Annotated in this window: 21 protein-coding genes; 10 read left to right on the top strand and 11 right to left on the bottom strand. The window is 59.1% G+C overall.

Annotated features, from left to right (window positions below; genetic code table 11):
* Positions 1 to 14 precede the first annotated feature (14 nt).
* From EU557_RS25485 to EU557_RS11960, 8 genes are all read left to right on the top strand, one after another.
* Positions 15 to 281: a helix-turn-helix domain-containing protein gene (locus EU557_RS25485; RefSeq protein ID WP_167855180.1), complete on the top strand. Its 267-nt coding sequence runs from the start codon at positions 15 to 17 to the stop codon at positions 279 to 281.
* A 141-nt stretch (positions 282 to 422) separates the two neighbouring features.
* Complete coding sequence (locus tag EU557_RS11990) at positions 423 to 1,949, top strand: hypothetical protein (protein WP_135530692.1); 1,527 nt, start codon at positions 423 to 425, stop codon at positions 1,947 to 1,949.
* Between the two features lie 88 nt (positions 1,950 to 2,037).
* Entirely contained in the window at positions 2,038 to 3,558 is a 1,521-nt protein-coding gene (locus EU557_RS11985; RefSeq protein ID WP_135530691.1) for an MFS transporter, read from the top strand.
* Between the two features lie 208 nt (positions 3,559 to 3,766).
* Entirely contained in the window at positions 3,767 to 3,994 is a 228-nt protein-coding gene (locus tag EU557_RS11980) for a hypothetical protein (RefSeq protein WP_245326242.1), read from the top strand.
* 202 nt (positions 3,995 to 4,196) lie between these two features.
* Positions 4,197 to 6,959, top strand: coding sequence for a sensor histidine kinase (locus EU557_RS11975; protein ID WP_135530690.1), 2,763 nt, complete (start codon positions 4,197 to 4,199; stop codon positions 6,957 to 6,959).
* Between the two features lie 94 nt (positions 6,960 to 7,053).
* Positions 7,054 to 7,434: a response regulator transcription factor gene (locus EU557_RS11970; protein WP_135530689.1), complete on the top strand. Its 381-nt coding sequence runs from the start codon at positions 7,054 to 7,056 to the stop codon at positions 7,432 to 7,434.
* 46 nt (positions 7,435 to 7,480) lie between these two features.
* Positions 7,481 to 9,403 carry an acetate--CoA ligase gene (gene acs / locus EU557_RS11965; RefSeq protein WP_135530688.1) on the top strand — a complete coding sequence of 641 codons (1,923 nt, stop codon included), beginning with the start codon at positions 7,481 to 7,483 and terminating at the stop codon, positions 9,401 to 9,403.
* A 230-nt stretch (positions 9,404 to 9,633) separates the two neighbouring features.
* A complete protein-coding gene (locus tag EU557_RS11960) occupies positions 9,634 to 10,197 on the top strand; it encodes a DUF1003 domain-containing protein (RefSeq protein WP_135530687.1) in 564 nt (187 codons plus the stop codon).
* A 204-nt stretch (positions 10,198 to 10,401) separates the two neighbouring features.
* Here the strand turns inward: EU557_RS11960 and EU557_RS11955 are convergent, their stop codons facing one another.
* The 11 genes from EU557_RS11955 to EU557_RS11905 form a co-directional block, all read right to left on the bottom strand.
* Positions 10,402 to 10,965 (bottom strand): NUDIX hydrolase, encoded by a 564-nt coding sequence (locus tag EU557_RS11955; protein ID WP_135530686.1) that lies wholly within the window; start codon positions 10,963 to 10,965, stop codon positions 10,402 to 10,404.
* Between the two features lie 69 nt (positions 10,966 to 11,034).
* The gene (locus EU557_RS11950; protein WP_135530685.1) at positions 11,035 to 11,865 is read right to left on the bottom strand and encodes a TIGR04290 family methyltransferase; all 831 of its coding nucleotides are present in this window, start codon (positions 11,863 to 11,865) and stop codon (positions 11,035 to 11,037) included.
* An 81-nt stretch (positions 11,866 to 11,946) separates the two neighbouring features.
* Entirely contained in the window at positions 11,947 to 13,032 is a 1,086-nt protein-coding gene (locus EU557_RS11945; protein WP_135530684.1) for a CgeB family protein, read from the bottom strand.
* A 134-nt stretch (positions 13,033 to 13,166) separates the two neighbouring features.
* Positions 13,167 to 14,288, bottom strand: a complete 1,122-nt coding sequence (locus EU557_RS11940) for a CgeB family protein (RefSeq protein ID WP_135530683.1) — start codon at positions 14,286 to 14,288, stop codon at positions 13,167 to 13,169.
* A gap of 165 nt (positions 14,289 to 14,453) precedes the next feature.
* Positions 14,454 to 15,584 (bottom strand): CgeB family protein, encoded by a 1,131-nt coding sequence (locus EU557_RS11935; RefSeq protein WP_135530682.1) that lies wholly within the window; start codon positions 15,582 to 15,584, stop codon positions 14,454 to 14,456.
* 48 nt (positions 15,585 to 15,632) lie between these two features.
* Positions 15,633 to 16,778 (bottom strand): glycosyltransferase family 4 protein, encoded by a 1,146-nt coding sequence (locus EU557_RS11930; protein WP_135530681.1) that lies wholly within the window; start codon positions 16,776 to 16,778, stop codon positions 15,633 to 15,635.
* 219 nt (positions 16,779 to 16,997) lie between these two features.
* A complete protein-coding gene (locus EU557_RS11925; RefSeq protein WP_135530680.1) occupies positions 16,998 to 18,038 on the bottom strand; it encodes a Gfo/Idh/MocA family protein in 1,041 nt (346 codons plus the stop codon).
* Between the two features lie 78 nt (positions 18,039 to 18,116).
* Positions 18,117 to 19,127: an MDR/zinc-dependent alcohol dehydrogenase-like family protein gene (locus EU557_RS11920; RefSeq protein ID WP_210116029.1), complete on the bottom strand. Its 1,011-nt coding sequence runs from the start codon at positions 19,125 to 19,127 to the stop codon at positions 18,117 to 18,119.
* Positions 19,127 to 21,202: an NAD-dependent epimerase/dehydratase family protein gene (locus EU557_RS11915; RefSeq protein WP_135530679.1), complete on the bottom strand. Its 2,076-nt coding sequence runs from the start codon at positions 21,200 to 21,202 to the stop codon at positions 19,127 to 19,129. Before EU557_RS11915 ends, EU557_RS11920 begins: the two co-directional genes overlap by 1 nt.
* A 42-nt stretch (positions 21,203 to 21,244) precedes the next feature.
* Positions 21,245 to 22,363 carry an NAD-dependent epimerase/dehydratase family protein gene (locus tag EU557_RS11910; RefSeq protein ID WP_135530678.1) on the bottom strand — a complete coding sequence of 373 codons (1,119 nt, stop codon included), beginning with the start codon at positions 22,361 to 22,363 and terminating at the stop codon, positions 21,245 to 21,247.
* 23 nt (positions 22,364 to 22,386) lie between these two features.
* Positions 22,387 to 23,085: an SDR family oxidoreductase gene (locus tag EU557_RS11905; protein ID WP_135530677.1), complete on the bottom strand. Its 699-nt coding sequence runs from the start codon at positions 23,083 to 23,085 to the stop codon at positions 22,387 to 22,389.
* Positions 23,086 to 23,893: 808 nt separating this feature from the next.
* Here EU557_RS11905 and cobT point away from each other — a divergent pair.
* Both cobT and EU557_RS11895 read left to right on the top strand, forming a co-directional pair.
* Positions 23,894 to 24,952: a nicotinate-nucleotide--dimethylbenzimidazole phosphoribosyltransferase gene (cobT, locus tag EU557_RS11900; RefSeq protein WP_135530676.1), complete on the top strand. Its 1,059-nt coding sequence runs from the start codon at positions 23,894 to 23,896 to the stop codon at positions 24,950 to 24,952.
* Positions 24,949 to 25,743: an adenosylcobinamide-GDP ribazoletransferase gene (locus EU557_RS11895; protein WP_342588239.1), complete on the top strand. Its 795-nt coding sequence runs from the start codon at positions 24,949 to 24,951 to the stop codon at positions 25,741 to 25,743. The genes cobT and EU557_RS11895 overlap by 4 nt, the downstream gene beginning before the upstream one ends.

The raw sequence follows: 25,743 nt of genomic DNA, 5'->3' as shown, positions 1-25,743 counted from the left end.
ACGTTATTAAGGCTTTGCAGCTGTATGTGGAGGGCGTAAGCTACCGGGAAATTGAGCGCCTGTTGGGCGTAAGCCATGTAAGTGTAATGAATTGGGTGAAAAAGTACGGGATGAAAGCACCCCGGCAAACAGAATATCACCCGACCTATAAGATTCTCAACCAAAGAGAATTGGCGGAATATTTCCAGGACCCCCAGCACCTGAAAGGGGCGGGGCTGGTAGTAACGGAATTGGGCGATAAGTACATGATGATTCGGTGGGAGAGGTTTAGGCAGGCCTAGAGCTATAGATTTAGCAGAACTATAGCAAGAGGGTGATTTACATCAGGGGATTGTTCTATTTGGTGGAGCTGATCTGGGTATTGCTACCTGGTTGCGGCTGGTTCCCTTTCTCACCACCCCCTCCCCCAACCACCCTCTTCTATGCGAAACACCCGTTACGCACTAACCATTAGTGCGCTGCTGTTCTCCGCTGGCGCAATTGCCCAAGTTCAACCACCACCTGCCGGTCAGCCGCCGGCTCCCGCGCCGGCCGCGCCCGCGCCCACGCCCGCGCCCCCAGCGCCTACAAAATCGGCTCCGTATGGGGCCGGCCTGAAGGTGAACCTCTCACCGGATGGCTCTAAGTACATACGCTTCCTGACCTGGCACCAGGTATATACTCGCTACACCGAAAACAACGCGGGTACGCTCCGGGCACCCAGCAAACCGCAGAAAGGCCAGCTAGATTTTGGCCTGCGCCGCTCCCGTCTGGTGATTCTTGCCCAGCTTAATCCGCGCTTCGTTATTTACACCCACCTGGGTATCAACAACCAAAACGCTGTGGGAGGGGGCATTACCCCAACCGTAGACGGTAAGAAGCCTCAGTTCTTCATTCACGAGGCTGTGACGGAGTACAAGGTAAACAAGTACCTGAGCCTGGGAGGTGGCCTACACTACCTGAACGGTATCTCGCGGCTTACCAGCGCCAGCACCGTCAATATTCTGCCCATCGACCTGCCCCTTACCAACTTCCCGACCATTGAGGCCACCGACCAGTTTGCCCGCTGGCTAGGTATTTACGCCAAAGGCCGGATCAATAAGCTGGACTACCGCTTTTCCGTCAGTGACCCCTTCCTAACGAACTTAACCAGCACTCCGCTGAGCCTGGGCTCCAGTGCTACCGCGGCGGGAGTTACCACCAACACCGGTACGGGCGTGGCCGCCTACAACCCCCAGAATACCAGTCATGTGTATCAGGGGTATGTTAGCTACAACTTTCTGGAGCCTGAGGCCAACCTGCTGCCTTACTTTGTGGGTACCTACTTGGGCACCAAGCGTGTGTTCAGTGTAGGGGCTGGTTTCCTGTACAACAAAGACGCTATGTACTCGCGGCCTACGTCGAGCGTGGTGGCCGTGACCCCGGCCGTTTCGGCAGATCCGTTTGGGCTAGTGGGCACGAATAAGCACAGCCTGAAGATGTTCGGGGTTGATGCTTTTTACGATGTGCCCCTGGATACGGCCGCGCGTACGGCCCTGACGCTGTACGGCGTGTACTACAACTACAACATGGGCCCCAACCACGTGCGCTTCATTGGGCCCGAAAACCCCGGCTACGGGGCGGCTCCTACCCGGGGCAACGCGGTGCCACAGTCAGGTACCGGAGGCTCCTTCTACGGGCAGGCTGGTTTCCTGCTGCCGGAGAAAGTCCTTGGTCCGAAAGCGCGCTTGCAGCCTTACGTAGCGTACCTACACAGCAATTATGAGGGCTTGCACTACGCCAATGGTGACACCAAGGCTGTGAATGTGTACGACGCCGGCGTGAACGTGCTGCTGGATGGCCACAACGCCAAAGTGACTCTGAACTACCGCGCCCGCCCCGATTTTGAAGGTTACGTGCCCGCCACCGGCAACTTCAACCGCCTCGACTACAAGCCGGAAATCACGCTGCAGACGCAGATTTTCCTGTAGACAACTGGCCTAGTAGTGCCAGGGCTTCCCACAATGGCCCTGGCACTACAGCCTCCTTTCTTTCATCTCACCACAACTCCCACCAATCATGAACCAAAACCTACCGCAGCGCGATGCCTACGCAGGTGCCGCGCCCCTGGGTGGTGCAACGGCCGATGATGCCGTAGCCCACGACAACAACGCCGTCTCCACCAGCAAAATCTGGCAGGTGATTACCGCCTCTTCGGTGGGCACCGTCATTGAGTGGTACGACTTCTACATCTTCGGCTCCCTGGCCGCCATTATTGGGCCGGTGTTGTTTGGGCACGCCGGTAAAATTGAGGAAACGCTTCTCGGGGCCCTGGCAGTGTTTGGGGCGGGGTTTGTGGTGCGTCCGTTTGGCGCCATGTTCTTTGGCCGCCTCGGCGACATGATTGGCCGGAAGTACACCTTCTTAGTTACGCTGCTCATTATGGGTGGGGCTACGTTCATAACGGGTCTTATCCCGAGCTACGATACCATTGGTATTGCGGCACCGGTAGTGGTAGTGATACTGCGCTTGCTGCAGGGCCTGGCACTGGGTGGCGAGTATGGGGGAGCAACAACGTATGTAGCTGAGTATGCACCGGATAAGAAACGGGGCTATTACACCAGCTTCATTCAGATTACGGCCACGGGTGGTCTGATTCTGAGCATTTCCGTGATTTTGATTACCCGCAAGCTTCTCGGCGAAGACGCCTTCAAGGAGTGGGGCTGGCGCATCCCGTTCCTTCTGTCTGGCTTCCTGGTTATTGCTTCCTACTACATCCGCCGCAAGCTGCATGAGTCGCCGCTGTTTGCCAAAGCCAAGGCTACCGGTACTACCAGCAAAAACCCCCTGCGCGATTCCTTCGTGAACCCCGTAAACCGTCGTTTGGTACTCATCGCGCTGTTTGGCGTTACCATGGGGCAGGGCGTGATTTTCTACACCAGCCAGTTTCAGGTGTTCACCTTCATGAATGCTACTCTCAAGCTGGATATCGTTGACTCTAGCGTGATTATGGTAGTGTCAATGCTGCTGGCTACGCCGCTGTTCGTGTACTTCGGCTCGCTTTCTGACCGTATTGGCCGCAAGCGCATTATCATGACGGGCATGATTTGCGGTGCTCTGTTTACGGCACCGTTGTTCTATGGCATCAAGGCCTTTGCCGGTCCGCTATCAGAAATTACGCCGGCCACCGTTGATGCCGCCGGTAAAGCCGTGCCCGCCGTTATGAAGGCCCTCACGCCCAACGTGCCTGCTATGATTGCTCTCACCTTTTGCCTGGTAGTGTTTGTAACGATGGTGTACGGACCCATTGCTGCTTACCTGGTAGAGCTGTTCCCCACAAAAGTGCGTTACACGTCGCTTTCCGTGCCGTACCACATCGGCAACGGCATCTTTGGGGGCTTCGTGCCGCTGGTGGCTACCTCTATTGGGGTGTGGGCCGCAGCTCAGCCTGAAGGCACTTTTGCCAAGGAGCACAGCAGCCTTATTGGGTTGGTTTACCCCGTGACGGTAGCCTTGGTGTGCTTTATCATTGGCATGATCTATATGCGTGACGTGCGTAACGTGCGCCTTATGGATGATTCGGCGCAACAAAGCGCATAGATAGGCCTAGGCCACTGCCAGCCGCTTGGCACAAGAGGTTCTTTGCTCTGCTTGTATGTGAAGTCCGCCGAGCCCCCAGGTTCGGCGGACTTCCTGCTAGAGAGCCGACCATGACTGAGCAAAATCATTAAAAAAGCCAGCCTGACAGTAGGAAATACTACTGCTGCTGAAGCTGCTGGCCTTCTGCTTTTCCTTAACCTACTCCGCTATGCTACCCATGTCGCCCCAGGAGCAGCAGGAGCAACGCCGCGGGCAGCGGCTGCTCTTCGTGAGCCTGCTGTTTGCCGTGCTGCTGAATTTCCCGCTGCTCGCAGTTTTTGACCATAGCGGCCGCGTGCTGGGTATTCCGGTGCTCTACCTCTATGTACTTCTGGCCTGGGCTACACTGGTGCTGCTTACTGGCCTACTGGTAAAGAGCGGTAAGATGAGTAAGTAACAGGGCCATGACTGAACGGCCAACCGCACCCGCCCAGCACCTGGCGAAGGATCGGTTGGCATCAGCCTGAACCGCTAGGTTCTAGGCCAGTAGTTTGCCCTTGCTAAGACTCCCCGGCTCAGCTTCAGGCGCGGAATGCTCAGGGCAATGAGCTCTTGCATCTCTCCAACTCTCCAACTTCACATCTCCACATTCTCACCTCGTGAACACCCTGCTCGTCATTTGCTTCTCGTTTGGCTACCTGGCTTTGCTGTTTGGGGTGGCCTACGCGGCTGAGCGGCGCTCGGCGGCGCGGCGGAGCTTGGTGAGCAACCCCTACGTGTACGCCCTGAGCATGGCCGTATACTGCACCGCCTGGACGTACTATGGCTCCGTAGGCCGGGCTGCCTATTTTGGGTTGGAGTTCATCGGTATTTACCTGGGCCCTACGCTGATGGCGCCAGTGGCCTGGCTGGTGCTGCGCAAGATTATCCGCATCTGCCACGTGCAGCGCCTCACGTCCATTGCCGACTTCATTTCGGCCCGTTATGGCAAAAGTGCCGCGCTGGGGGCCCTGGTAACGGTGGTGTGCGTGCTGGGAGTAGTGCCCTACATCTCGCTGCAGATCAAAGCTATTGCGGCTTCCTTTGATATCCTGACCGGGGGAGGGCAGGGCTCTATGCTAGCAGAAGGCACGGTAGCCAGCAGCTCTGCCCTTATTACTACTGGGGCGCTGGCATTTTTCACCATCATCTTTGGCGTTCGGTCGGTGGAGGCCACGGAGCGCCATGAGGGCATGGTGCTGGCGGTAGCTCTAGAAAGCCTGGTGAAGCTGGTGGCGTTTCTGGCCGCGGGCCTGTTCGTGACGTTTGGCTTGTTCAAAGGCTTCGGCGACGTATTCGAGAAAGCTGCGGCAGTGCCCGACCTGAGCCGCCTGTTTACGCTGGACGGGGCTGGTACCAGTGGCCCGCAGTGGTTCACGTTGCTGGTGCTGAGCATGTCGGCCATTCTGCTGCTGCCCCGGCAATTTCAGGTGTCGGTGGTGGAAAACGTGAACGAGAATCACCTGCGGAAGGCCATGTGGCTGTTTCCGCTCTACCTCATCATCATCAACCTGTTTGTGCTGCCCCTGGCGTTTGGTGGCCGCTTGCTGGCGGGGCAGTCTATTGATGCCGATACGTTTGTGCTGGCCCTGCCCCTGCAGGCGGGCCACCCCTGGCTAGCCCTGCTGATTTACCTCGGGGGCTTGTCGGCGGCCAGCAGCATGATCATTGTGGAAACCATTGCCCTGAGCGTGATGATGAGCAACCACCTGCTCATGCCGCTGCTGGTGCGTCTGCCGCCCGCCCGCGCCGAAAGCCCTAGTTGGTTTGCCTACCTGGGCCAGGTAGCCCTGCACAGTCGGCGGTTAGCGGTGGTGGTGGTGCTGCTACTGGCCTACGGCTACTACGCGGCAGTAGGCCACCTACTGCCCCTGGTAAATATTGGGCTGGTGTCGTTTGCGGCGGTGGCGCAGTTTGTGCCGGTGGTGCTGGGTGGGCTCTATTGGAAGGGCGGCACGCGGCAGGGGGCCACGGCTGGTATTTTGGCCGGCTTCGTTGTTTGGTTTTTCACGCTGGTAGTGCCTACCATGGTGGGGCCCAACCTGCTGCCCTCCTCCATTTTAGAGCAAGGCTTGGGCGGTTGGAGTGGCCTACGACCCTTCGCACTGTTTGGGCTAACCGGCCTAGATTACCTTTCGCACGGGTTGTTCTGGAGTTGGTTTTTCAACGTTGGGCTCTACGTAGGTGTGTCGCTGCTGCGGATGCCCTCGGCCCTGGAGCAGCGGCAGGCAGTAGAGTTTGTGGATGTGTTCCATTACCGCACTGGCTTTGAAGGCCCCGCTGGTTGGCAAGCCGGGGCACCGCTGCCCGATGTGCGGGCCCTACTCACGGGCTTTCTAGGCAAGAAAAGAACCTCCCAGGCCCTGCACGCCTTCGCCGAGCGGTTTCCGGAGGTGCCCGACGCCTCCGAGAACGTGGCTACGGCCCAGGCCGACCCGCGCCTGCTGGCCTACGCCGAGAAGCTGCTGGCCGGCAGCATTGGCCCGGCTTCGGCCCGGCTGTTGCTCTCATCGTCAGTGGGGGTGGAGGACATTAGCTTCGACAATGTGGTGGGCATCCTGCGCGAAAGCCAGCAGCTGCTGGAAGCCAACCGCCAGCTCCAGAAGCAGCAGCGGCAGCTCCAGCGCCTTACGGGCCAGCTGCAGGTGGCCTACAACCAACTTCAAGAGCTGGATCAGCACAAGGATGAGTTCCTCTACACCGTCACACACGAGCTGCGCACCCCGCTCACCAGCATCCGGGCATTATCCGAAATTCTGACTGACAACCCCGATATGGAGGAGGAGGAGCGCCACCGCTTCCTGCTCACCATCACCAAAGAATCGGAAAGGCTGAGCCGGCTGATTACGCTCGTGCTGGATCTGGAAAAGTACGAGTCGGGCAGAGCTACCCTGGAGAAAAGCCTGGTAGATGTGCCCGACGTACTGCATGATGCGCTGGAGTCGGTGGGTCAGCTCCTGCGCGACAAGCAGATCCAGCTGGATGTGGTGGTGCCACCCGGCCTGCCACTGTTGCCCGGCGACCGAGACCGACTTATGCAGGTGCTGGTGAACCTGCTCTCTAACGCCGTGAAATCGTGCCGTGCCGATGGCAGTGGCCGCATCAGCGTAGTGGCCGAAGCCTCCGCGGATACGCTGCGCATTACGGTGGAAGACAACGGTAAGGGCATCGATCCGGAGTTTCACCAGCTCATCTTCGACAAGTTCTTTCAGGCCCGCAATCAAACCATGCGCAAGCCCGAAGGATCTGGCCTAGGCCTGGCCATCACCAAGAAAATAGTGGAGCTGCACGCCGGCCGCATTTGGGTAGAAAGCCAGCCCGAGCAAGGTGCCCGGTTTTCCTTTGAGCTGCCGCTGCCAGTGAATGAGCGGATGAGCGAATGAGTGAATCAACCGGCCTGCTGTATTCTCTGCCAAATCCCTAGGGTTCCTCAGCGGGAACCTGCGCAATGAAATCTCCCAAAAACAACCTTTCGTCATGCCCACGACTCCTCACATTCTCATTGTCGATGACGAGCCCAACATTGTCATGTCGCTCGAATTTCTGATGCGCAAGAACGGCTACCGCGTGAGCATTGCCCGCAACGGCACTGAGGCGCTGGAAGCCATCAAGCAAAGCCCTTTCGACGTGGTGCTGCTGGATGTGATGATGCCGGATGTAGATGGCTACGAAGTGTGTCGGCAGCTGCGCCAGCTGCCCGGCCAGAGCCACACCCGCGTTATTTTTCTGTCGGCCAAAAGCAAGGAGGCCGATATCCAGAAGGGATACGACGCCGGGGCCGACCTCTACATTCCCAAGCCCTTCAGCACCCGCCAGCTCATGACGACTATCAAAGAACTCATTGGTACTAACGTCTGACCCGACTTTCTCACACGTACACACAACTCCCTAACTCCTATAGATCATGCCTGACAATCCCACCACCAAACACGCCCGCATTCGCTCCCTCGAAGAGTACCACGAGGCCTACCGCCGCAGCGTAGAAAACCCCGAGCAGTTCTGGGCCGAGGTGGCCGAGCCCTTTACCTGGCGCCGCAAGTGGAGCAAGGTGCTGGACTCCGACATGGCCGCCGGCCGCAACGAGTGGTTCCAGGGCGCCCGCCTGAACATCACGGAAAACTGCCTGGACCGGCACCTGGCCTCGCGGGCTAATAAGCTGGCCATTATTTACGAGCCCAACGACCCCAAGACTCGCCACCTGCGCCTCACGTACCGGGAGCTGCACCAGGAGGTGTGCAAGTTTGCCAACGTGCTGCACAACAACGGCGTGGAGAAGGGCGACCGGGTGTGCATCTACATGCCCATGATTCCGCAGCTGGCCATTGCGGTGCTGGCCTGCGCCCGCATTGGGGCGGTGCACTCCGTGATTTTCGCGGGCTTCTCGGCCACCGCCATTGCCGACCGCGTGAACGATGCCCAGGCCACCGTGGTGCTCACCGCCGATGGCCTGAACCGCGGCGCCAAGCAAATTCCGGTGAAGCGCGTGGTAGATGAGGCCCTGGAAACCTGCCCCGGTGTGCGCCGCGTGATTGTGGTGGAGCACCTAGGCTGGCCCGTGCACATGCACGAGGGCCGCGACGTATGGTACCACGAGGAAGCTGAGGACGTGCCCAAAACCTGCCCCGCCGAGGAAATGGACGCCGAAGATCCGCTGTTCATCCTTTATACCTCTGGCAGCACCGGCAAGCCCAAAGGCGTGGTACACAGCACCGCCGGCTACATGGTGTGGGCTGATTACACGTTCCGCAACGTGTTCCAGATTGAGGAAAACGACATTTACTGGTGCACCGCCGATATTGGCTGGGTGACGGGCCACTCGTACTTGCTCTACGGGCCGCTGCTGGCCGGTAGCACCTCGCTCATGTTTGAGGGCATCCCCACGTACCCCGATGCCGGCCGGTTCTGGGAAGTAATTGACAAGCACTCCGTCAGCATTTTCTACACCGCGCCCACGGCCATCCGCAGCCTCATGGCTGCCCCGCTGGACAACGTGCTCAGCTACTCCCTCGACTCTCTGCGGGTGCTGGGCTCGGTAGGGGAGCCCATCAACGAAGAGGCCTGGTACTGGTACTACCAGCACGTGGGCAAGGAGCGCTGCCCCGTGGTAGACACTTGGTGGCAGACTGAAACCGGTGGCATCATGATTTCGGCCATGGCGGGCATCACGCCCAGCAAGCCCACCCACGCGGGCCTGCCCATGCCCGGCGTGCAGCCCGTGCTGCTCACTCAGGAGGGCAAAGAGATTGAGGGCAACGACGAAGAAGGCTACCTTGCCATCAAGCACAGCTGGCCCGGCATCATCCGGACAACCTACGGCGACCATGAGCGGGCCGTGCAAACCTACTTCGCGCCCTACAAGGGCTATTACTTCACCGGCGACGGTGCCCGCCGCGACGAGAACGGCCTCTACCGCATTATTGGCCGCGTAGATGACGTGATTAATGTATCCGGTCACCGCTTCGGCACCGCCGAAATTGAAAACGCCATCAACCAGAATCAGAATGTGGTAGAGTCGGCGGTGGTGGCTTTCCCGCACGATGTGAAGGGGCAAGGCATCTACGCCTACGTCATCTGCCGCCCCGCTGCTGCCACAAAAGACAAGGCCCATATTGAGGCCAGTATCATTGAAACTATCGTGGCCCAAATTGGCAAAATCGCCAAGCCAGATAAAATTCAGATTGTGAGTGGCCTACCGAAAACGCGCTCGGGCAAAATCATGCGCCGCATTCTGCGCAAAGTGGCGGAGGGCGAAATCAGCAACCTCGGCGACACTACCACGCTACTTGACCCTGCGGTGGTAGATGAGATTATTGAGGGCCGCAAGTAAGCCCGCTTGCTTTTCTTCAAACGCAACAAGCCGGTCCGCAAGAGTCGGCTTGTTGGCTTTTTAGGCGCTGCTGCCGTGCGTATGAATCAGCTGGTGAATAGCGTTGAGCTGCGAAATTGGCAGAGGGGTAAATATTGAAATTAAAGGTTTGATTGATAGGGTGTAAGATGTTATTGTTGAGATTTTTATGAATCGTTTTCGTATGTGGTTTTTATACATAGTGATGCAGTATGAAATCCGAAAACACACCATCTGCAGTACCACCCCCCAAGCCCGGGATGGCACGTGTGGTGGAACGTAATATTGAGGCGCTGCTAAAACGCCAACAAGAGCAGGAGCAGCAAAAAGGGTGGCAAGACCGTCTGGCCGATGCAGTGACGGCCTTCACCGGCAGCATCACCTTTGTGCTTATTCACCTGGTACTGTTTGGCTGCTGGATTCTGTGGAACGTGGGCTGGTTGGGACTCAAGCCGTTCGATCCGTCGTTTGTGGTGCTGGCCATGTTCGCGTCGGTGGAGGCCATCTTCCTATCCACTTTTGTGCTCATCAGTCAAAACCGAACGTCGGCGCTGGCTGAGAAACGGGCGGAGCTCAACTTGCAAGTGAGCTTGCTGGGGGAGCACGAAATCACACGGTTAGTCATACTGGTCACTGAAATGGCGCGCAAAATGAATATTGAAGCGGCCGCCGACCCTGAGATTCCCGAGCTAGCCAAGGACGTGCAGCCCGAGCATGTGCTGGATACCATTGAGAAAAAGCAGGAAAAGATGGAGCAAAAAGACGCTACCTCCTGACGTGGCGCTAAATCATTCATCATAGCAAGCAAGATGCCTGCAGCCCATTGGGTTAGCACGTTTAGCAACGCCCCGTCGTCCTGGGCACAGCAAAGGAACTGCGTACGTTAGAACGTGGCTCTAGGCCACTGGCTTACTGCTAATAAGGGCCTAGTTGTTCCTAAATTATCAAGCTGGGGAAGTCAGTCTGAGAGCAGCCGATGGCTAGGCCATTTCCCGTTCCAGTTTTCGTAGGGCCAGCAGACAGAGGGCCACCGAGCCGGAAACCCTGATCTGGCCGCTAAAGATCATCTGCTCCACGTCGGCAAGCGGAACCGTCAGGACTTCGATAGTTTCTGAAGGGTCCAGGTTTTGCTCGGCTACTTGATGCACGTTGCGAAGCAGGTAGAAGTAAATTCTATTAGTGTCCTTGGTGGGGTTGTCGCTGACCTGCAACAGCAGCTCTACTTCGGAGGAGGTGTAGCCGGTCTCTTCCAGAAGCTCCCGCTGGGCCGCAGCCGCAGGGTTGGTTTCGCCCACATCAATAACGCCGCCGGGCAGCTCAATAAGCACTTCGCCGGCTGCATGCTTGTACTGCCGCACTAGCACCACCTGATTATCGGCGGTCAGGGGGAACGTCAGCACCACATCGGGGCGTACGCTCACGAAGTAGTCGTCCAGCTCCTGCCCGCTGGGTAGCTGCACATGGTCGCGCCGCAGCCGGTACCACCGGTGGTCGAAAACCAGGGTTGAGTGCAGCGTTTTCCAGGGAGTTATTTCAGGGTTCATGGGGAGCAGTCGGGCAAAGAAAGAGTACGTGCCAACTGGCCTAGGCCAGTTGGGGGCGCAAAAGATACACTAGTGGTGGCCGTTGGCGCCGGCTACCATGTAGGTGTTCTTGCCCGTTACCTTTTCCTGCACCGCCTGCTGCCACTCCAGCCCCACCGCCGAAAGGTACTCCGACTGGTTCCAGTGCTGGTTCTGGCGCAACTGCTCGTCTACCTCGCAGAGGTACATTTCGTGGCCGGGGCGTTGTGTTATGCGCAGGCCGCAGGAGCGGAGCATGGCCTCAACGGCGGCGTGGTTGGGGGCCCACCAGTTGGTGGGGTCACCGGCCATTTTGTTTTCGATGAAGGCCATTTTGGGCCAACCTGGGGCCAGCATCTGCTGCCGGTCGTGCAGCCCAAAGTCGGAGGGAGCTTCCTGGGCTTCTTCACCGGGCATGGTCAGGGTTTGGAACACCATGAGGCGCCGGGTTTTCTGGGAAAGGATATCGAGGGAGAGCAGGGGGTAACGCAAGTGGTAGAGCACGCCCATGTACCACACCAAATCAAATTGCCGGTCGAGGCGGGCCACGTCATATACCTGCATCTGTTGGAGCTCGAGGCGGTCGGAGAGGCCTAGCTGACGGGCGGCCCATTCCGCCTGGCGCAGGTAGTGCGGGTCCACGTCGATACCCAATACGTGTGCGCCGCGCTTGGCCAGCTCCAGGGAATAGAAGCCCGCATTGCAGCCTACATCCAGCACCTGCCAGCCTGTTAGGTCTGCCGGAATGTGGCCTTGCAGCTCTTGCCACTTAAAGGCGGGAAAGTCGCCGAGGGTATGGTGAGGCGCCGTTTGCACACCATCTGGTAGATGCAGGTTGTGGAACCAGGGGCCGAGCTGCTCGATTTCGTCTTGAATGCTCATGGGAGAAGGTGTTTGGAAGGAGGAGCTAGGAGTGTATGGCCAGTGGCCTTGAGTTTGCGTTTTGCCGTGACGTTCTACCTTCTAGCCCCTGACTTCCAGCTCCTGCTTTCCGGCCAGCTCACGGGCGTAGCTTTCCAGCTCTTGGGCGCGGTGAGCGGCGGTGTGGTACGTCAGGACCTTCTGGCGGGCTCGTTCCCCCATGGCCTGGCGCTCCGCCTCGCTTAGCTCCTGCAGGTAGCTGAGCGTATCGGCGGCGGTGTAGGCCACCAGAATCTCCTCATCGAAGGCAAAGAAAGAGTCCAGCCCGTCCCAGTAGTCGGAGATGATGGGCGTGCCGCAGGCGGCGGCTTCAAACAGGCGCACGCTGGGGGAGTAGCCGGCCGCTATCATATCGGCGCGGGTGATGTTCTGGGTGAAGCGCTGGGCGTTATAAAAGGTGCGGTGTTCTGCGGGCGGCAAGTGCGGAATGTAGTGGGTGTTGCTAGGCCACTGCACCGAGGTCGGATACTGCGGCCCGGCCACCACAAACCGGCCCGTAGGCCACTGGCGGGCCGCGTCGAGCATAAGCTTTTCCAGTGGTGGCTGCCGGTCCTCGGAGTAGGTGCCTAGGTAGCCTAAGTCCCACTGCAGGGTCTGGGGCTCGGGGTAGTACAAAGCAGGGTCGAAGGAGCAGTAGAAGGGCCGGGCCATGGGCGAGCCGTACTGGCGCTCCAGGCGCTGCAGGGTGGGCCCACCGGTAAACGACAGGTACAAATCGTACTGCGGAATCAGGCGCGGGTGCAGGTACTCATAGTCATGGCGCTCCAGCTTGGCCAGGGTCACGGGCGTGTCAATGTCGTAGAAAGCCTTAATGCCCTGAGCCGTTTGCACCACCCACTCGCCCACGGCCACGCCCTCGGGCACGTAGGAGCCCACTATCACCAGGTCGGCTTCGCGCACTTGCTCCCAGAAGCGGGCCTGCAGGTCGGTTAGCGAGGAGTAAAGTGCCAGCTGGCAGAAATCGGGGTTGGGCAGGTCGCGGCTATTGGCATACCAGGGCACGTCGCGCTCCAGAAACAGCACCTGGTGGCCGTTTTTGGTTAGCTCCCTGACCAGACCCCGGAAAGTGGTGGCGTGGCCGTTGCCCCAGCTGGAAGTTATCGAGAGGCCTAGAATGACGATGTTCATGGCAAGTGGTGTGATGGTGAAGATGAAAAGATGTGCGAGGTGTCCTGGTCGTTCTGACGGGCTGCTCACTCTCAAGCTTCTGTGCTACCGAGCAGAAGCTAGGCCAGTACTGGCCGTGAAACTGCCATAGCGCTTCACCTCACTACCTCATCTTTCACCACTTCACCCTTAACAAATTCACCGTTAAGCACCTGCTCCAGCTGCTCTACGCGATGCTCGTAGGTGTGCGCGGCTAGCACTTTGCGGTAAGCGGCTTGCCCAATGGTGCGGGCCTGCTCCGGGGTCAGGGTGGCTATAATGGCGGCAAGGTCGTCACCATCTTTGGCCACCAAAATCTCCTGATCCGGCTCGAAGAACATATCAATTCCCTCCCAGTAATCGGTGATGATACAGGCCCCGGCGCCGGCCGCCTCAAACACGCGCGTGGCGGGCGAGAAGCCGTAGCGGGCCATGCTCTCGCGACTGATGTTGAGCACCGCTTTGGGGGTGCAGTTGAAGGCGTTGTGGTCGTTGGTGTACACGTGGCCTACGTACTTCACATTGGCGGGCATGGGCTTATCGGCCCAGCCGCTGCCCCCAATCAGGAAGGTTTGGGAGGGCGTGGCCGCCGCCGGGCGCAGGAAGAACTCTTCCACGCGGGCTTCGCGGTCGGGCAGGCGGTTGCCGAGGAAGGCCAGGTCGCAGGCAAAGCGCTCTTCCGGGGCTACGGGGTAATGGGTGGCAGTATCGAGGGCGTTGTAGATGGGTACGCACTGCCGGGCCCCCAGCGCCTCGTAGGCCCTGATAACCGGGTCGCCGCCCCCGTAGGTTAGCACCAAATCATAAAGCGGAATCAGGCCAAGAAACTGGTCGTTGGGGTTGGCGTGTACCCGGTCGAGGGTGGCGGGAGCATCCACATCCCAGAACACCACCAGCCGGTCATCACTCCGCAGTTTCGCCACTTCACGTTCCAGCAGCTCATCAAACACCCCCACACCGCTGGCTTTCACTATCATATCGGCTTCGGCAGCGGCCTGCGCCAGGCAGCGGTGCACGGCATCTTCGGTGGCCTCATATACCACTACAGTAGCGTACTCGGGGTCCGGAATGTCGCGGTTCTGCTGCCGGTCGTAGGCGTCGGGCTCGTAGAACGTAACGTGGTGGCCGCGGGCGTGCAGGGCCCGCACAATGCCACGGTAGTAGGTGGCCGCGCCATTCCAGTACGCTGACACCAGGCTGGAGCCAAAGAAGGCAATATGGAGTTTTGAGGTCTTCATGGGAGAGAGGATGGGTGTGGGAGGTGGAGGCAGAATGTGAGGGGAGCCTGTGGCGTATAGCCAGCGGGGGCAGCTGTAAGAACTGTTCCGCTAAAGCCCTAGGCCAGTCAAGCACCCCTAACCTCACGCTGCTCGATGCGCGGAATCATCTGGGGGAGCTTGTTTTCAGCTCTCGGCTATCGCTGCCTTTTTAAGTGCTTTTACTTTGAGGCCGAGCTCCTGGCAGATGCGTTCCAGCTCATCGACGCGATGGGCACAGGTGTGGCTACGCCGAATGGTTTCCAGGCCGTGGGCTGCCAGTTGCTGAGCCCGTGCCTCATCGGTGAGAACGGTGTGCAGGCACTGTTTCATCTCGGTGCCAGTGCGGGCTACCAAGAAATCCTGGCCGGGCGTGAACAGGTGCTCGGCATCATCCCAGGGTGAAGAAATCAGGGGGATACCGCAGGCCAGGGCTTCAAATGGGCGAATGGTGGGAATGCCAGGCAGGGCCTCCACGTAGGGGCGGCGGGGTACGTGCACCGTTACGCGGTAGCGGGCAAACTCCTCGGCGGCTTTGTAGTTGGGCAGCCAGCCGCCGTACTCAATGCCCGCATCCTGCAGCGACTTCAGCGCGTGCTCGGGGTAGCGCACCCCATAAATTTTGGCCCGCAGACCCAGCTCCTTTACCGGGTTGATGAGAAACTCGTGCAGCTCGGCGGTGCGCTCCTCGTCGCCCCAGTTGCCAATCCAGATCAGGTCGCCGTCGTAGGTGGCGGGGCGGGGGTGGGGGTAGAAAACGCTGGTGTCGGCGGCCTCGTGCCAGGTCCAGGCGCGGGTGGTCCAGCCTTGCTGCAGGTATAAGTCCCGAATCACCTGGCCAAACGCCAGCACGCCGTCGTAGTGGGTGAGGTCGTAGCGGGCCATGCTCTCGCGCTCAGTCACGGCCCGGTGGTGGGTGTCGTGGAAAAGCAGCTGGTAGCGGCTGCGGCTGCGGTGCTCCCCAATGCGCTTAACTAGGGCGTGGTCGTTCCACTCGTGCACCAGCACCAGGTCGGCGTCGTGCAGTACCGCGTCCAGATTCAGCGTGTCGGCGGTGTAGAAGTTGGTGCTGATGCCGGGGTAGTAGTGCTGCAGCTCATCCAGCTTTTCCGGCCCGTAGCCTTCCAGCAGGTTTTGCAGGCTCCAGCCGTCTTGGGGCTCAAATACCTGTACCTGGTGGCCGCGCTGCTGCAGCTCCCGCACAATGCCCCGCAGAAAGTGCGCATTGCCGTGGTTCCAGTCTGATAAAATGGAGTGATAAAAGAGGACGATGTTCATGGGCAAAAGGAAGGAATGCTGAGGCGCCAGCTGGCGCCACTCGTGTGGCTATTCAAGAGCCGCTAGGCCTAGTGTGCTACCTAGGGCAGCGAAGCGGCTCCCCGCCGCCTTTGGGCGCAACTGGTGGTACAGCCGGCCATAGGCCAAGGCCATCTGCTCGGTGGTGTAGCGGCTGGCTTGCTTCCGGGCGCGGTCAGCCATTTGCTGGCGAAGTAGGGTGTTTTCAATCAGCCCTTTGATAGTAGAGGCCAGGGCCTTGCCATCCGCGGGCAGAGCATAGCAAGCCGCTTCACCCCACACTTCGCGCAGGGTTGCAATGTCGCCGGCCACCAGCGCGCAGCCGGAGAGTGCCGCTTCCAGCAGCGTCAGGCCGAAGGGCTCATACTTGGCGGGCATCACGTAAATGGCGGCGCGGCTAAGCCAATCGGCCGCCGCGTGCGCCGAGAGCTGCCCGAGAAAATGCACGTTCGGTAGCTTAAGGTGCTGGCCAGTAGCAGGGTGCTGGGCATTGCCAGCAATGTAGACGGGCCAGGGAAGCTGTTCGGCTATTTCGGCCAGCAGCAAAATGTTCTTGGCCTCATCCCATACCCGCCCCATGCTGAATATGAAGGGTTCTTTAGAAGCCATGCGAAAGTGCTTCAAATGCAAGCCGTTATACACTGTCGCCTGCTGCCGGAAAGGCCCGTACAGTTGCTCGGCCTGGCCCAGGAGCGTGGCCGTAGGAGCTACCACCACATCGGCGGCACGTAGGCCACTTTGTACCTCGGTGCGGTAGCGGTGCCAGGAAGCGGGTGCCTCCTCACCCTTCACGGTCTGCCACCACGAGAGTACACAAGAGTGCACTACCGCCAGCGTAGGCGTACGCCAGGGGAGATTGCCGTGTACCAGGCCGTTGAGGTGCACCACGTCGGGCTGCACCTGTGCTTCGAGCTGCAACAGCCACTCGCCGGCCCGCGCTACGTCCTCCCAGGGGTCGTCCATCCACTCCAGCTTATAAGTGCTTTCGTAAACGGTAAGGGTAGGAATATCGGCCACCTGATTCCACTGCGCTTGGGTGAGCGGGGCGCCCATGGTGGCCAATGCTACCCGGGTGCCGTAGGGGGCCAGGGCTTGGCTGAGCTCCAGCGCATACGTCCACACGCCCCCCACCGTGTCGGCGGTCATCAGGATGTTGGCTGGAAAAGTCGTACGCATGGGCAGTTGAGTTGTAGGGCTGCTTGGGATGGGTATAGGGGGCGTGCTTCGCTTTTCGGACTGGAGGTTGTCGTAGGCATGCATCTCCCCACTGGCTACTCAACTGGCCTAGAGAGCCCACGACTGGCCTAGGCCTCTGCTACTAAACGGCCGAGAGAAATGGTTCGAGCACTGGCTTAATGCGCCACATCCTCGGCTGGCTAGTATGAAGCCAGTCTTCTACCGGCCGTAAATCCTATCCAGTACTTCCGCCACGCGCACCAGCTCCTCGGCATCTTCGGTGAAGGTTGCGCCCTGGGCCAGGCGCTCGGCCCATACCACGGCGGCGCGGCCCGACCAGCTATCCGGCGGCGACACCTGGCGGTCGGTGTGGGTGCCGTAGTAGCGGTCGGCCACGAAATCGTAGAAAGAGCCGTTGATGTTGCGGAACGCCACACCGCCATTGGTACCGTAGAAGGTGGCGCTGATAATGGCTTCCTGCCCGGCCGGCAGGTTCCAGGAGCAGCTAAGCTGCACGTGAGTACCGGTAGCCAGCTCAATGCTGGCCGAGGCATAGTCTTCCACATGGGTGTTGGGGTCGGTGAGGGGCTGGCCTTTGGCAAACAGGCGGCTCTGCACTTGCCGCACCGCCGGGAAGCTCAAGGCCCAGAGCGCCAGATCAACCAGGTGCACTCCCAGGTCGATGACGCAGCCCCCGCCCGAGAGCTTGGGGTCGTAAAACCAGGGCTTATCGGGGCCATAAGCGTTGTGAAATACGAGCTCCACGGCGTACACCTGGCCTAGCTCCCCCGACTGCACCACTTCATACACGCGCTGCATGGCAGCCGTGTGGCGGTAGGAGAGGTCGACGCCCAAGAGCTTATCGGCCTGCCGGGCGGCCTCCACCACGGCCCGAGCCTCAGCGGCATTGCGGCCCAGGGGCTTCTGGCAGAACACGGCTTTGCCAGCCTCCAGCGCCAGAATGCTTTGCGCGGCGTGCAGGGCGCTGGGCGTAGCAATAACCACCGCATCTAGGTCCGGCTGGCTTAGCAAATCTTCCAAGGATTCTACTGCAACGGCGGTAGGGGCGCTTTTCAGGGCATCGGTGGTGTTTTGCGGGACCGGGTCGGCTACGTAGGCCACCTCGGCGGCCGTGTGCTGAGCAATGGCTTCTAGGCGGTTACGGCCAATCCAGCCCACACCCAAAAAGCCCAGTTTGGGAGTAATGGTGGCGGATGTAGCAGCAGGAGCAGCAGTTTCCTGCAGAATAGATTCGGACATGAGAAAGGAGATTAGCGAGGAAGGGCGTGAGACCTGGCCGCAACCGGAAACAATGGCGCACGTGTTGCGGCACGATTACTAGAAGGATATCAGGGCTTTCATGAAGCCATCGGGGCGGTTGCTCAGGGCTGTGAAGGCCTCCTGCATTTCCTCCAGGGGGTAGTGGTGGGTGTAGAGGGCATCGGGGCGGAGCACGCCTTGCTCCACTGCCTCCACGGCGGCTTCTATGCCTTTGATGTACTCCCGTGGGTCGCGCTCGTGGGCATTGATGACGTCGAGGCCGCGCCAGTTCCAGAGCTGCACGTTCACCTGGCGCATGCCATCCTGATGAAAGCCGGCAATAATCAGGTGGCCTCGCTCGGCGCACAGCTCCCCAGCCAGGTTCAGCGGCCACTCCTTGCCGGTACATTCCAGCACCCGCTCGCAAAACTGGCCGTTGGTCAGCTGCTTTACTTCCTCAATAATGCGCCAGTGGTCATCCAGCTTAATGACTTCATCGGCGCCGTTTGCCCGGGCCACATCCAGGGAGAAATCGCGCTGGGAGAGGGCAATAACGTGGGCACCAGCGTGCTTCGCCAGCTGCACCAGCAGCGCCCCCAGAAACCCAATGCCAATGATGGCCACCGTCTGGCCTGCCCGGATGTCGCTACGGTGGAAGATGTTCATGGCGCAGCCCAGCGGCTCGCCGGGGAAGGGGCGGCTCGCCAGCGAGGCCGGTAGCTTCACTACGTTGGTAGCCTCGGCCACATCATACTCGGCGTAGGCGTGGTAGGAGAGGGCCGCTACCCGGTCGCCGGGCGTTAGGCCAGTCACACCTTCGCCCACAGCATCAATTACTCCCCACCCTTCGTGGCCGGGGTTGCCGGCTTCTACGGGGTAAGAAAACCACTCGCGGCCTTCCCACACCGGAATGTTGGAGGCGCACAGCCCGCAGCCTTCCAGCCGCAGGCGCACCTGCCCGGCTGCGGGCTGCGGCAGGGCCAGCTCCTGGGTTTCTACCTGGCCGGGGGCCGTTAGTACGGCGGCGAGCATAGTGGTAGCCTGGGGTTCAGCAATGGCGCTTGAATCAGATAGCAGGTCGGTTTGCATTAGGCTACGGCTACTTTTTTAACGGTTTTGGATGAAGTGCGAGCGTGTTCTTCTGCCTGCGCCGCGGGCAGGAGCACGGGTACTTCCAGGCCCCTGCTTTCGCAAAGCCACTGGTAGAGTTTGGCCACGCCGGTTTGCACGTTGTGCTTCGGGTACCAGCCCGTGGCCTGCCGGAATTTGCTGATATCGGAGACGTAGTAGTGCTGGTCGCCGGTGCGCCAGTCGCCGAAGCTGAGCGGGATTTTCTCGCCTTTGTACTGGCCTAGCATCTGCAGCAGCTCCAGCAGGCTCACGGTGTTATCAACCCCGCCCCCAATGTTGAAGGCCTGCCCGGCCAGGCGCGGCATGTGCTTGTGAGCCAGCAGAAAGGCGTCCACCAGGTCTTCCACAAACAGCACGTCGCGCACCTGCTTGCCATCACCGTAAATGCTGATGGGCTGGTTTTCAATGGCCCGAATAGCGAAGTGTGCCACCCACCCCTGGTCCTCGTTGCCGTACTGGTGTGGCCCATAGATGCAGCTCATTCGGAATACCACCGTCTGGAGGCCAAAGGAGCGCGAGTAGTCGATAACGTATTGGTCGGCGGTGCCTTTGGAGCAGCCATAGGGCGAGTGGAAATCCAGGGCGCGCTGCTCACTGATGCCGTGGGCTTGCACCTGCTTGTTGGTGGGGGAGTAGCGGGTATCGTTGGCCACAAACTGCAGGTCCTCTAGGCCACCGTATACCTTGTTGGTGGAAGTAAATACCAGGGCCGGCGGCGTTGGCTGGGCCCGAATGGCTTCCAGCACGTTGATAATGCCGCGGGCATTGATGGTGAAATCGTTGATTGGGAAGTCCAGGGAAGTAGTAACGGCCACCTGGGCGGCGAAGTGGAACACGGCCTCGGCGTTGCGCATCACGCGCTTTACCGTTTCCAGGTCCCGGATGTCGCCCACGTACACCTCCAGCCGGTCGCCGTAGGTGTCGTGCAGGAACTGCAGGTTGCGCTCCACGCCTGGCCTAGAGAGGTTATCGAACACCAGCACGCGCTTGCCCATTTCCAGCAGTCGCTTGGCCAGGTTAGTGCCCACGAAGCCGGCGCCGCCGGTTATCAGCGTGTAAGACTCAGAGGTCAGGGTTTCGTCGCCGCGCTTGATGTAGGCCAGGTCTTCCAGGCCATCGAGGCCGTGGGTGGCCCACATGCGGTAGAGGAGTTTGGGAGTACCATCAGTTCGCTTCAACCCAAAGTAATACTCGCGTTCATCTACGTGGAAGCCGCCCACCGTGGAGTGGCTCAGGTCTAAGTCGCGGGCGGCGTACCAGTACACGCGGTCTGCATCGGCCCGCAGCGCTTTCTTGAACTCCTGCAACTGCTTAAACTCATCATACTGCCAGGTAGAGAAGCCGGCTTCCGTAATCCAGAGCTCGGCGGTGGAGCTGTGCTCGCGCAGGACCTGGCGTATCGCTTCAATGTTGGCATCCCACCCGTCCCAGAGCTGGTCGAACACATCCGGAAAGCCGTGAATGCCCACGGCATCGATGTACTGCATCACACCGCGCTCAAACATTACGTGCAGCCAGTTGGGGTCGATGGGGCTCATGCCGCCCAACACGGTTTTTTTGCCGCGCTGCTTGGCCCAGTAGGCCGCGCCGCCCACCATTTCGGCAAACTTGTACCAGCCGTAGTCAAGCGTGAAATCGTACTCGGTGCGGTTGTTGGGCTCATTCCAGAGCTCTACCCATTCAAAATGCTCGCCCAGATCGGAGATAAATACATCCAGAAAATCGGCGTAGGCCTTGAGGTTGCGGGGCGGCGAGGAGGTTTTGGGCCTCACACCTAAGGAGGGCGGCGTGTACAGAAAGCAGGGGAGCACCTGCACCTGCCGGGCCAGCGTGGGGAGCAGCCATTGGTACCAGGCCTTGCCCTCGGCGGTGAAATAATCGGCCCAGGAAACGCCGGTGCGCAACTCCGTAACGCCCAGCTCCTGCAATTCGGCCAGTACCTGCTCTACCCGCTCGTACTCACCCGTCCGAAACCACTCTAGTAGGCCTATTGTGGGGCGGGCGGTGGTGGCAGAATTCTCTATGCTATTCATGTTCTTCGCTTTCAGGGTAATAGATTTCTACAGAGGCCAGCCTTACACCGTCAGGCCACGGGCTGCCAGCTCGGCGCTGGCCTCATTTACCCGGTCGTAAGCAATCTGCCCTTCCAACCAGAAGGCCAGCTCCTCTAGGCCACTGTTGAACTCCACCTGCGGATAAAAACCCAGCTTCTGCTGCGCCAGGGTCATGTCGGCGTAGCAGTGGCGGATGTCGCCGACGCGGTACTTGCCGGTTATTTGGGCGCGCAGGTGGGGCTTGCCAAGCACCGTGGCCAGGCGGTCGGCTATTTCCCGGATGGTGTAGTTGTTGCCGCTGCCCACGTTGAATACCTGCCCGTCGGCCTCGTCTTTTTCCAGCGCCAGACGGCAAGCCAAGGCCACATCCCGCACGTGCACAAAGTCGCGCTGCTGTTCGCCATCTTCGAAAATCATGGGCGCGTTGTTATTGAGCAGGCGGGAGGCAAAAATGGCCAGTACGCCCGTGTAGGGGTTGGAAAGCGCCTGCCGCGTGCCGTACACGTTAAAGAAGCGCAGGGCCACCGTCGGGATATTATAGGCCCGCCCCACCATCAGGCACAGCCGCTCCTGGTCGTACTTCGCCAGCGCATACACTGACGACAAGCAGGGGATTTTATTTTCAGTGGTAGGAACTGGCTGCAGCGGGCGGCCCTGCTCATCAAGCGGCTCCCATTGCCCGGCCTTCAGCTGCTCCAGACTGCGCTCCGCTACGTTTACCACCTCACCCTGGGCATTTTTATAGATGCCTTCGCCATAGATGCTCATGCTGCTGGCCACCACCAGCTTAGCCACCGGGTGCTTGATGAGGGCCTCCAGCAGCACGGCCGTACCGAGGTTGTTTACGTCGGTGTACTCCTTAATCTCATACATGCTCTGGCCCACGCCCACCATGGCCGCCAAATGAAACACCGCATCCACGCCCTCCAGGGCCCGAGCTACGGCCTTGGGGTCGCGCACGTCGCCCACAATCAGCTCCACCTCTTCGGCCAGATAGTCGGGGCGGGCCCGCTCCGGGCCGTGCACTTGCTCAGAAAGATTATCAAGGGCGCGCACGGCATACCCTTGGCTGAGCAGCTCGTCGGCGAGGTGGGAGCCAATAAAGCCGGCCCCGCCGGTGATTAAGACTGTCTTTTTCATATGCTTGGCTTTAAAGGGGAGAATCAGAACGGTTGAGCCGTGGGGCGAATAGTGATGTGATTGAGGGAGACTTCCGGGGGTTGGCTGAGGGCGTAGAGCACCGCGTCGGCTACTTCCTCGGCGGAGAGGGCGCCGTAGCCAATGGAGGCGGGGGTATGGAAGCCGGATACCGTATGTTGAAAAAAGGCCGTGTCCGTGACGCCGGGCGCCACTACCGTTACCCGCACGTGGGGCAGCGTTTCCTGGCGCAGGGTTTCGGCTACGGTTTCCAGGGCCGCTTTTGTGGCCGCGTACACGCCTCCGTAGGCGTAGGCCTGTCCGGCCGCTACTGAGGAAATGAATACCACGTCGCCGCGGCCGGCGGCCATCATGCCCGGCACAAAGGCCCGCACCAGGCGCAGCGCCCCCAGCAGATTGATTTCTATAATCTGACGCCACTTTTCCGGGTCGCCTTCGGTAAGCTTTTCCTGAATGCCCCGTCCCGCGCTGCACACCAGAATATCTATTTGGCCTAGCTCCGCCTGCACCCGGTCAAACAGCCGGTCTACCTCCGGCCCCGATGTAACATCGCAGGGCACCGCCACAACAGTCGCTGGTAAATTGCCAGGCTGCAGGTCGGCAACGGCGAGCGGAATACTTGCAGAAAGTTTTTCTGCTATGGCCCGCCCGATGCCCGAACCACCACCACTTATCAGCGCTTTTCGGTTGTTTATTAAATGCATTAGTTGGCGTTATTGAGAAATAGCTTTAATGCTGATTTAATTGGAAAAACGCAGTGAGTAGGAGAGGGGTTGTTGATGAAGATGATGATGAAGATGATGCCAGGAAAACTTCAACTTATAAGCTCTGCTATAAAATAGATGAGCTGATTATATTTTATTCAAGTGATGTTATAAGTTTTATCTGAGGAGCTGGTTTGTAATAATTTTTTGCAGCCAAGACTAGGATAAATAGCTTAGAAAGACACTTTTAGGGCCTATATTGCTTATGATGTACATTGGAAGTATTATAGTTAACTTGAGGTGCTCAGCAGTACTAGTGTGCACTTCTCATAAGGTTAGTTTTTGTTGATAAGTAGAAGTAAGAATAATTGAAACAAACTGATAGAATATATTTTTATTATAAACTCGTCAATAATCAAGTAAAATTATTAATGCGTCGAATACTTAATAATATTTTACGTATTTCTTCGATTGAGTTTACGTAGTTAAGTGGTGACTTATTTGCTGAATAATAACTGCTGTGATTATTTATTTTAGTTTGCTGCTGAGTTTGATTTGTGCTTGCAGCCCATTATATAATGTAGGCTAATCACTCATACCGAATGCCTCATCTCCTAGCCTCTATACCGCTTGGTGCCACGACTGAAAATGTGGGGAAGGGCAGGCGTGTGCCGCTCGTGAAACTGCTGTGCTTATGGTATGCTAGCCAGTAGGCCAGTGCTGCTGTCGGGCGCGCCTAAGCTGAAGCTGTGCCGGCCACGGGTAGATGTAGCAAACTGCCCCTACCTTCACGCCAAAATCCGCCCGCATGCCCCACTTCCATCTCCGGCCGCTCAACCAGAGCTTAGCTGCCGCTATCCAGTACAAAATCGACACGAAGACTAAGCCTCTCGGAGCTTTAGGGCAACTAGAACAGTTGGCCCGGCAGGTGGCGCTCGTGCAGCAAACCCTGACGCCGAAGTTGCAGCAGCCTCATATGCTGGTGTTTGCCGCCGACCATGGCATTGCCGCAGAAGGAGTCAGCAAATACCCCCAGGAGGTCACGTACCAAATGGTGCTGAACTTCCTGAGTGGTGGCGCGGCTATTAACGTATTCTGCCGCCAGCAAGGCATGGCATTACGCATTATTGATGCCGGCGTGAAGGGCAGTTTCGCTGACTTTCCGGCCGTGACAGATCAGAAAATTGCCGAAGGCACTCGCAGCTTCCTGCGTGAGCCAGCCATGACCGCTGCACAGTGCGAGCAGGCGCTGGAGGCTGGGGCTCAATTAGCCCGTGAAGTGGCCGCTACTGGCTGCAACGTGCTTGGCTTTGGAGAAATGGGCATTGGCAATACCTCCGCTGCTACCCTGCTCATGCACCGTCTTACGGGCCTGCCCCTGGCCGATTGCCTGGGCCGAGGTACTGGCCTAGATGATGACCAACTGGCCCACAAAGCCGCCGTACTAACTGCGGCTGCCGCTACCCACGCCGCCGTATCGGCACCGCTGGAGGTACTGGCTACCTTCGGGGGCTTTGAAATTGCGCAGATGACCGGAGCTATGCTGGCCGCCGCTGAGGCAGGGATGCTGTTGCTCATTGATGGGTTTATTGCCACCGCGGCCCTGCTGGTAACCACCAAGCTGTACCCCGCCGTGCTGGAGTACTGCGTGTTCGGGCACCAATCTGAAGAAACGGGGCACCGGCTGCTGCTAGGCCACCTCAATGCCCGGCCGCTGCTAAGCCTGGGGTTGCGGCTGGGGGAGGGCACGGGTTGCGCCCTGGCCTACCCGCTGCTGCAGGCCGCCGTAAGCTTCCTCAATGAAATGGCCTCGTTTGAAAGCGCGGGCGTTAGTCAGGCCGCGCCGCAACCTGCTTCTGCCGTATGATGCGCCGCCAGGTTGAGCTGTTTTTTACGGCCCTTATGTTCTACACCCGCGTACCTTGCCCGCGCTGGGTAGGCCACTCCGAGGAGCTGCTGAACAAATCCACCATCTATTTCCCGGTGATGGGTTGGCTGGTAGGAGGGGTTGCGGGCCTAACGTTATGGGGGCTGCAATACTTCTTCCCGCCAAATCTCGCCCTCCTTCTGAGCATGGTAGCCAGCATTCTGATGACGGGAGCCTTCCACGAAGACGGCTTTGCCGACGTCTGCGACGGGTTTGGTGGTGGCTGGACCCAGGAGCGAATTCTTGATATCATGAAGGATAGCCGCCTGGGTACTTATGGCGCGGCCGGCTTGGGGTTGATTCTGGCGCTTAAGTTTTACGCGCTGCAGACGATAAACTACCGGAGCCTGAATATCCTTCAATCCATCATACCGGTGCTCATTGTAGCGCACGCACTGAGTCGGGCTACAGCCCTTACTTTCATTTACACCCACGAGTACGCCCGCGCCAACGAGGACAGCAAGGCCAAGCCCGTGGCCAAGAAGCTCAGTCTGCCTGAGCTGGCCGTGGGGCTAGCGCTAGGCCTGTTGCCGCTGCTGGCCTACGCTATTTGGCTGCGCAGCCCCTGGCTGCTGCTGGTGCTGCTGCCGCTCTGGTTGGTGAAAGCCTACCTGGCCCGCTACTTTCAAAAGTGGATTGGTGGCTATACCGGCGACTGCCTCGGGGCTACCCAGCAGGTAGCGGAAGTGGTGGTGTACTTGTTCTTTAGCTTACGTTTTTTTGAGCGGTAA

The organism is Hymenobacter wooponensis (assembly GCF_004745865.1).
GTDB lineage: Bacteria > Bacteroidota > Bacteroidia > Cytophagales > Hymenobacteraceae > Hymenobacter > Hymenobacter wooponensis.
Note: the sequence above shows the minus strand (reverse complement) of the source record. Positions and strands in the feature narration are given on the sequence as shown.

Bases quoted from the DNA above. Each gene is read 5' to 3' on its own strand.
- EU557_RS11990 (WP_135530692.1), top strand. From the start codon at position 423: ATGCGAAACACCCGTTACGCACTAACCATTAGTGCGCTGCTGTTCTCC.
- EU557_RS11985 (WP_135530691.1), top strand. From the start codon at position 2,038: ATGAACCAAAACCTACCGCAGCGCGATGCCTACGCAGGTGCCGCGCCC.
- EU557_RS11980 (WP_245326242.1), top strand. From the start codon at position 3,767: ATGCTACCCATGTCGCCCCAGGAGCAGCAGGAGCAACGCCGCGGGCAG.
- EU557_RS11970 (WP_135530689.1), top strand. From the start codon at position 7,054: ATGCCCACGACTCCTCACATTCTCATTGTCGATGACGAGCCCAACATT.
- acs (WP_135530688.1), top strand. From the start codon at position 7,481: ATGCCTGACAATCCCACCACCAAACACGCCCGCATTCGCTCCCTCGAA.
- EU557_RS11960 (WP_135530687.1), top strand. From the start codon at position 9,634: ATGAAATCCGAAAACACACCATCTGCAGTACCACCCCCCAAGCCCGGG.
- EU557_RS11955 (WP_135530686.1), bottom strand. From the start codon at position 10,965: ATGAACCCTGAAATAACTCCCTGGAAAACGCTGCACTCAACCCTGGTT.
- EU557_RS11950 (WP_135530685.1), bottom strand. From the start codon at position 11,865: ATGAGCATTCAAGACGAAATCGAGCAGCTCGGCCCCTGGTTCCACAAC.
- EU557_RS11945 (WP_135530684.1), bottom strand. From the start codon at position 13,032: ATGAACATCGTCATTCTAGGCCTCTCGATAACTTCCAGCTGGGGCAAC.
- EU557_RS11940 (WP_135530683.1), bottom strand. From the start codon at position 14,288: ATGAAGACCTCAAAACTCCATATTGCCTTCTTTGGCTCCAGCCTGGTG.
- EU557_RS11935 (WP_135530682.1), bottom strand. From the start codon at position 15,584: ATGAACATCGTCCTCTTTTATCACTCCATTTTATCAGACTGGAACCAC.
- EU557_RS11930 (WP_135530681.1), bottom strand. From the start codon at position 16,778: ATGCGTACGACTTTTCCAGCCAACATCCTGATGACCGCCGACACGGTG.
- EU557_RS11925 (WP_135530680.1), bottom strand. From the start codon at position 18,038: ATGTCCGAATCTATTCTGCAGGAAACTGCTGCTCCTGCTGCTACATCC.
- EU557_RS11920 (WP_210116029.1), bottom strand. From the start codon at position 19,127: ATGCAAACCGACCTGCTATCTGATTCAAGCGCCATTGCTGAACCCCAG.
- EU557_RS11915 (WP_135530679.1), bottom strand. From the start codon at position 21,202: ATGAATAGCATAGAGAATTCTGCCACCACCGCCCGCCCCACAATAGGC.
- EU557_RS11910 (WP_135530678.1), bottom strand. From the start codon at position 22,363: ATGAAAAAGACAGTCTTAATCACCGGCGGGGCCGGCTTTATTGGCTCC.
- EU557_RS11905 (WP_135530677.1), bottom strand. From the start codon at position 23,085: ATGCATTTAATAAACAACCGAAAAGCGCTGATAAGTGGTGGTGGTTCG.
- cobT (WP_135530676.1), top strand. From the start codon at position 23,894: ATGCCCCACTTCCATCTCCGGCCGCTCAACCAGAGCTTAGCTGCCGCT.
- EU557_RS11895 (WP_342588239.1), top strand. From the start codon at position 24,949: ATGATGCGCCGCCAGGTTGAGCTGTTTTTTACGGCCCTTATGTTCTAC.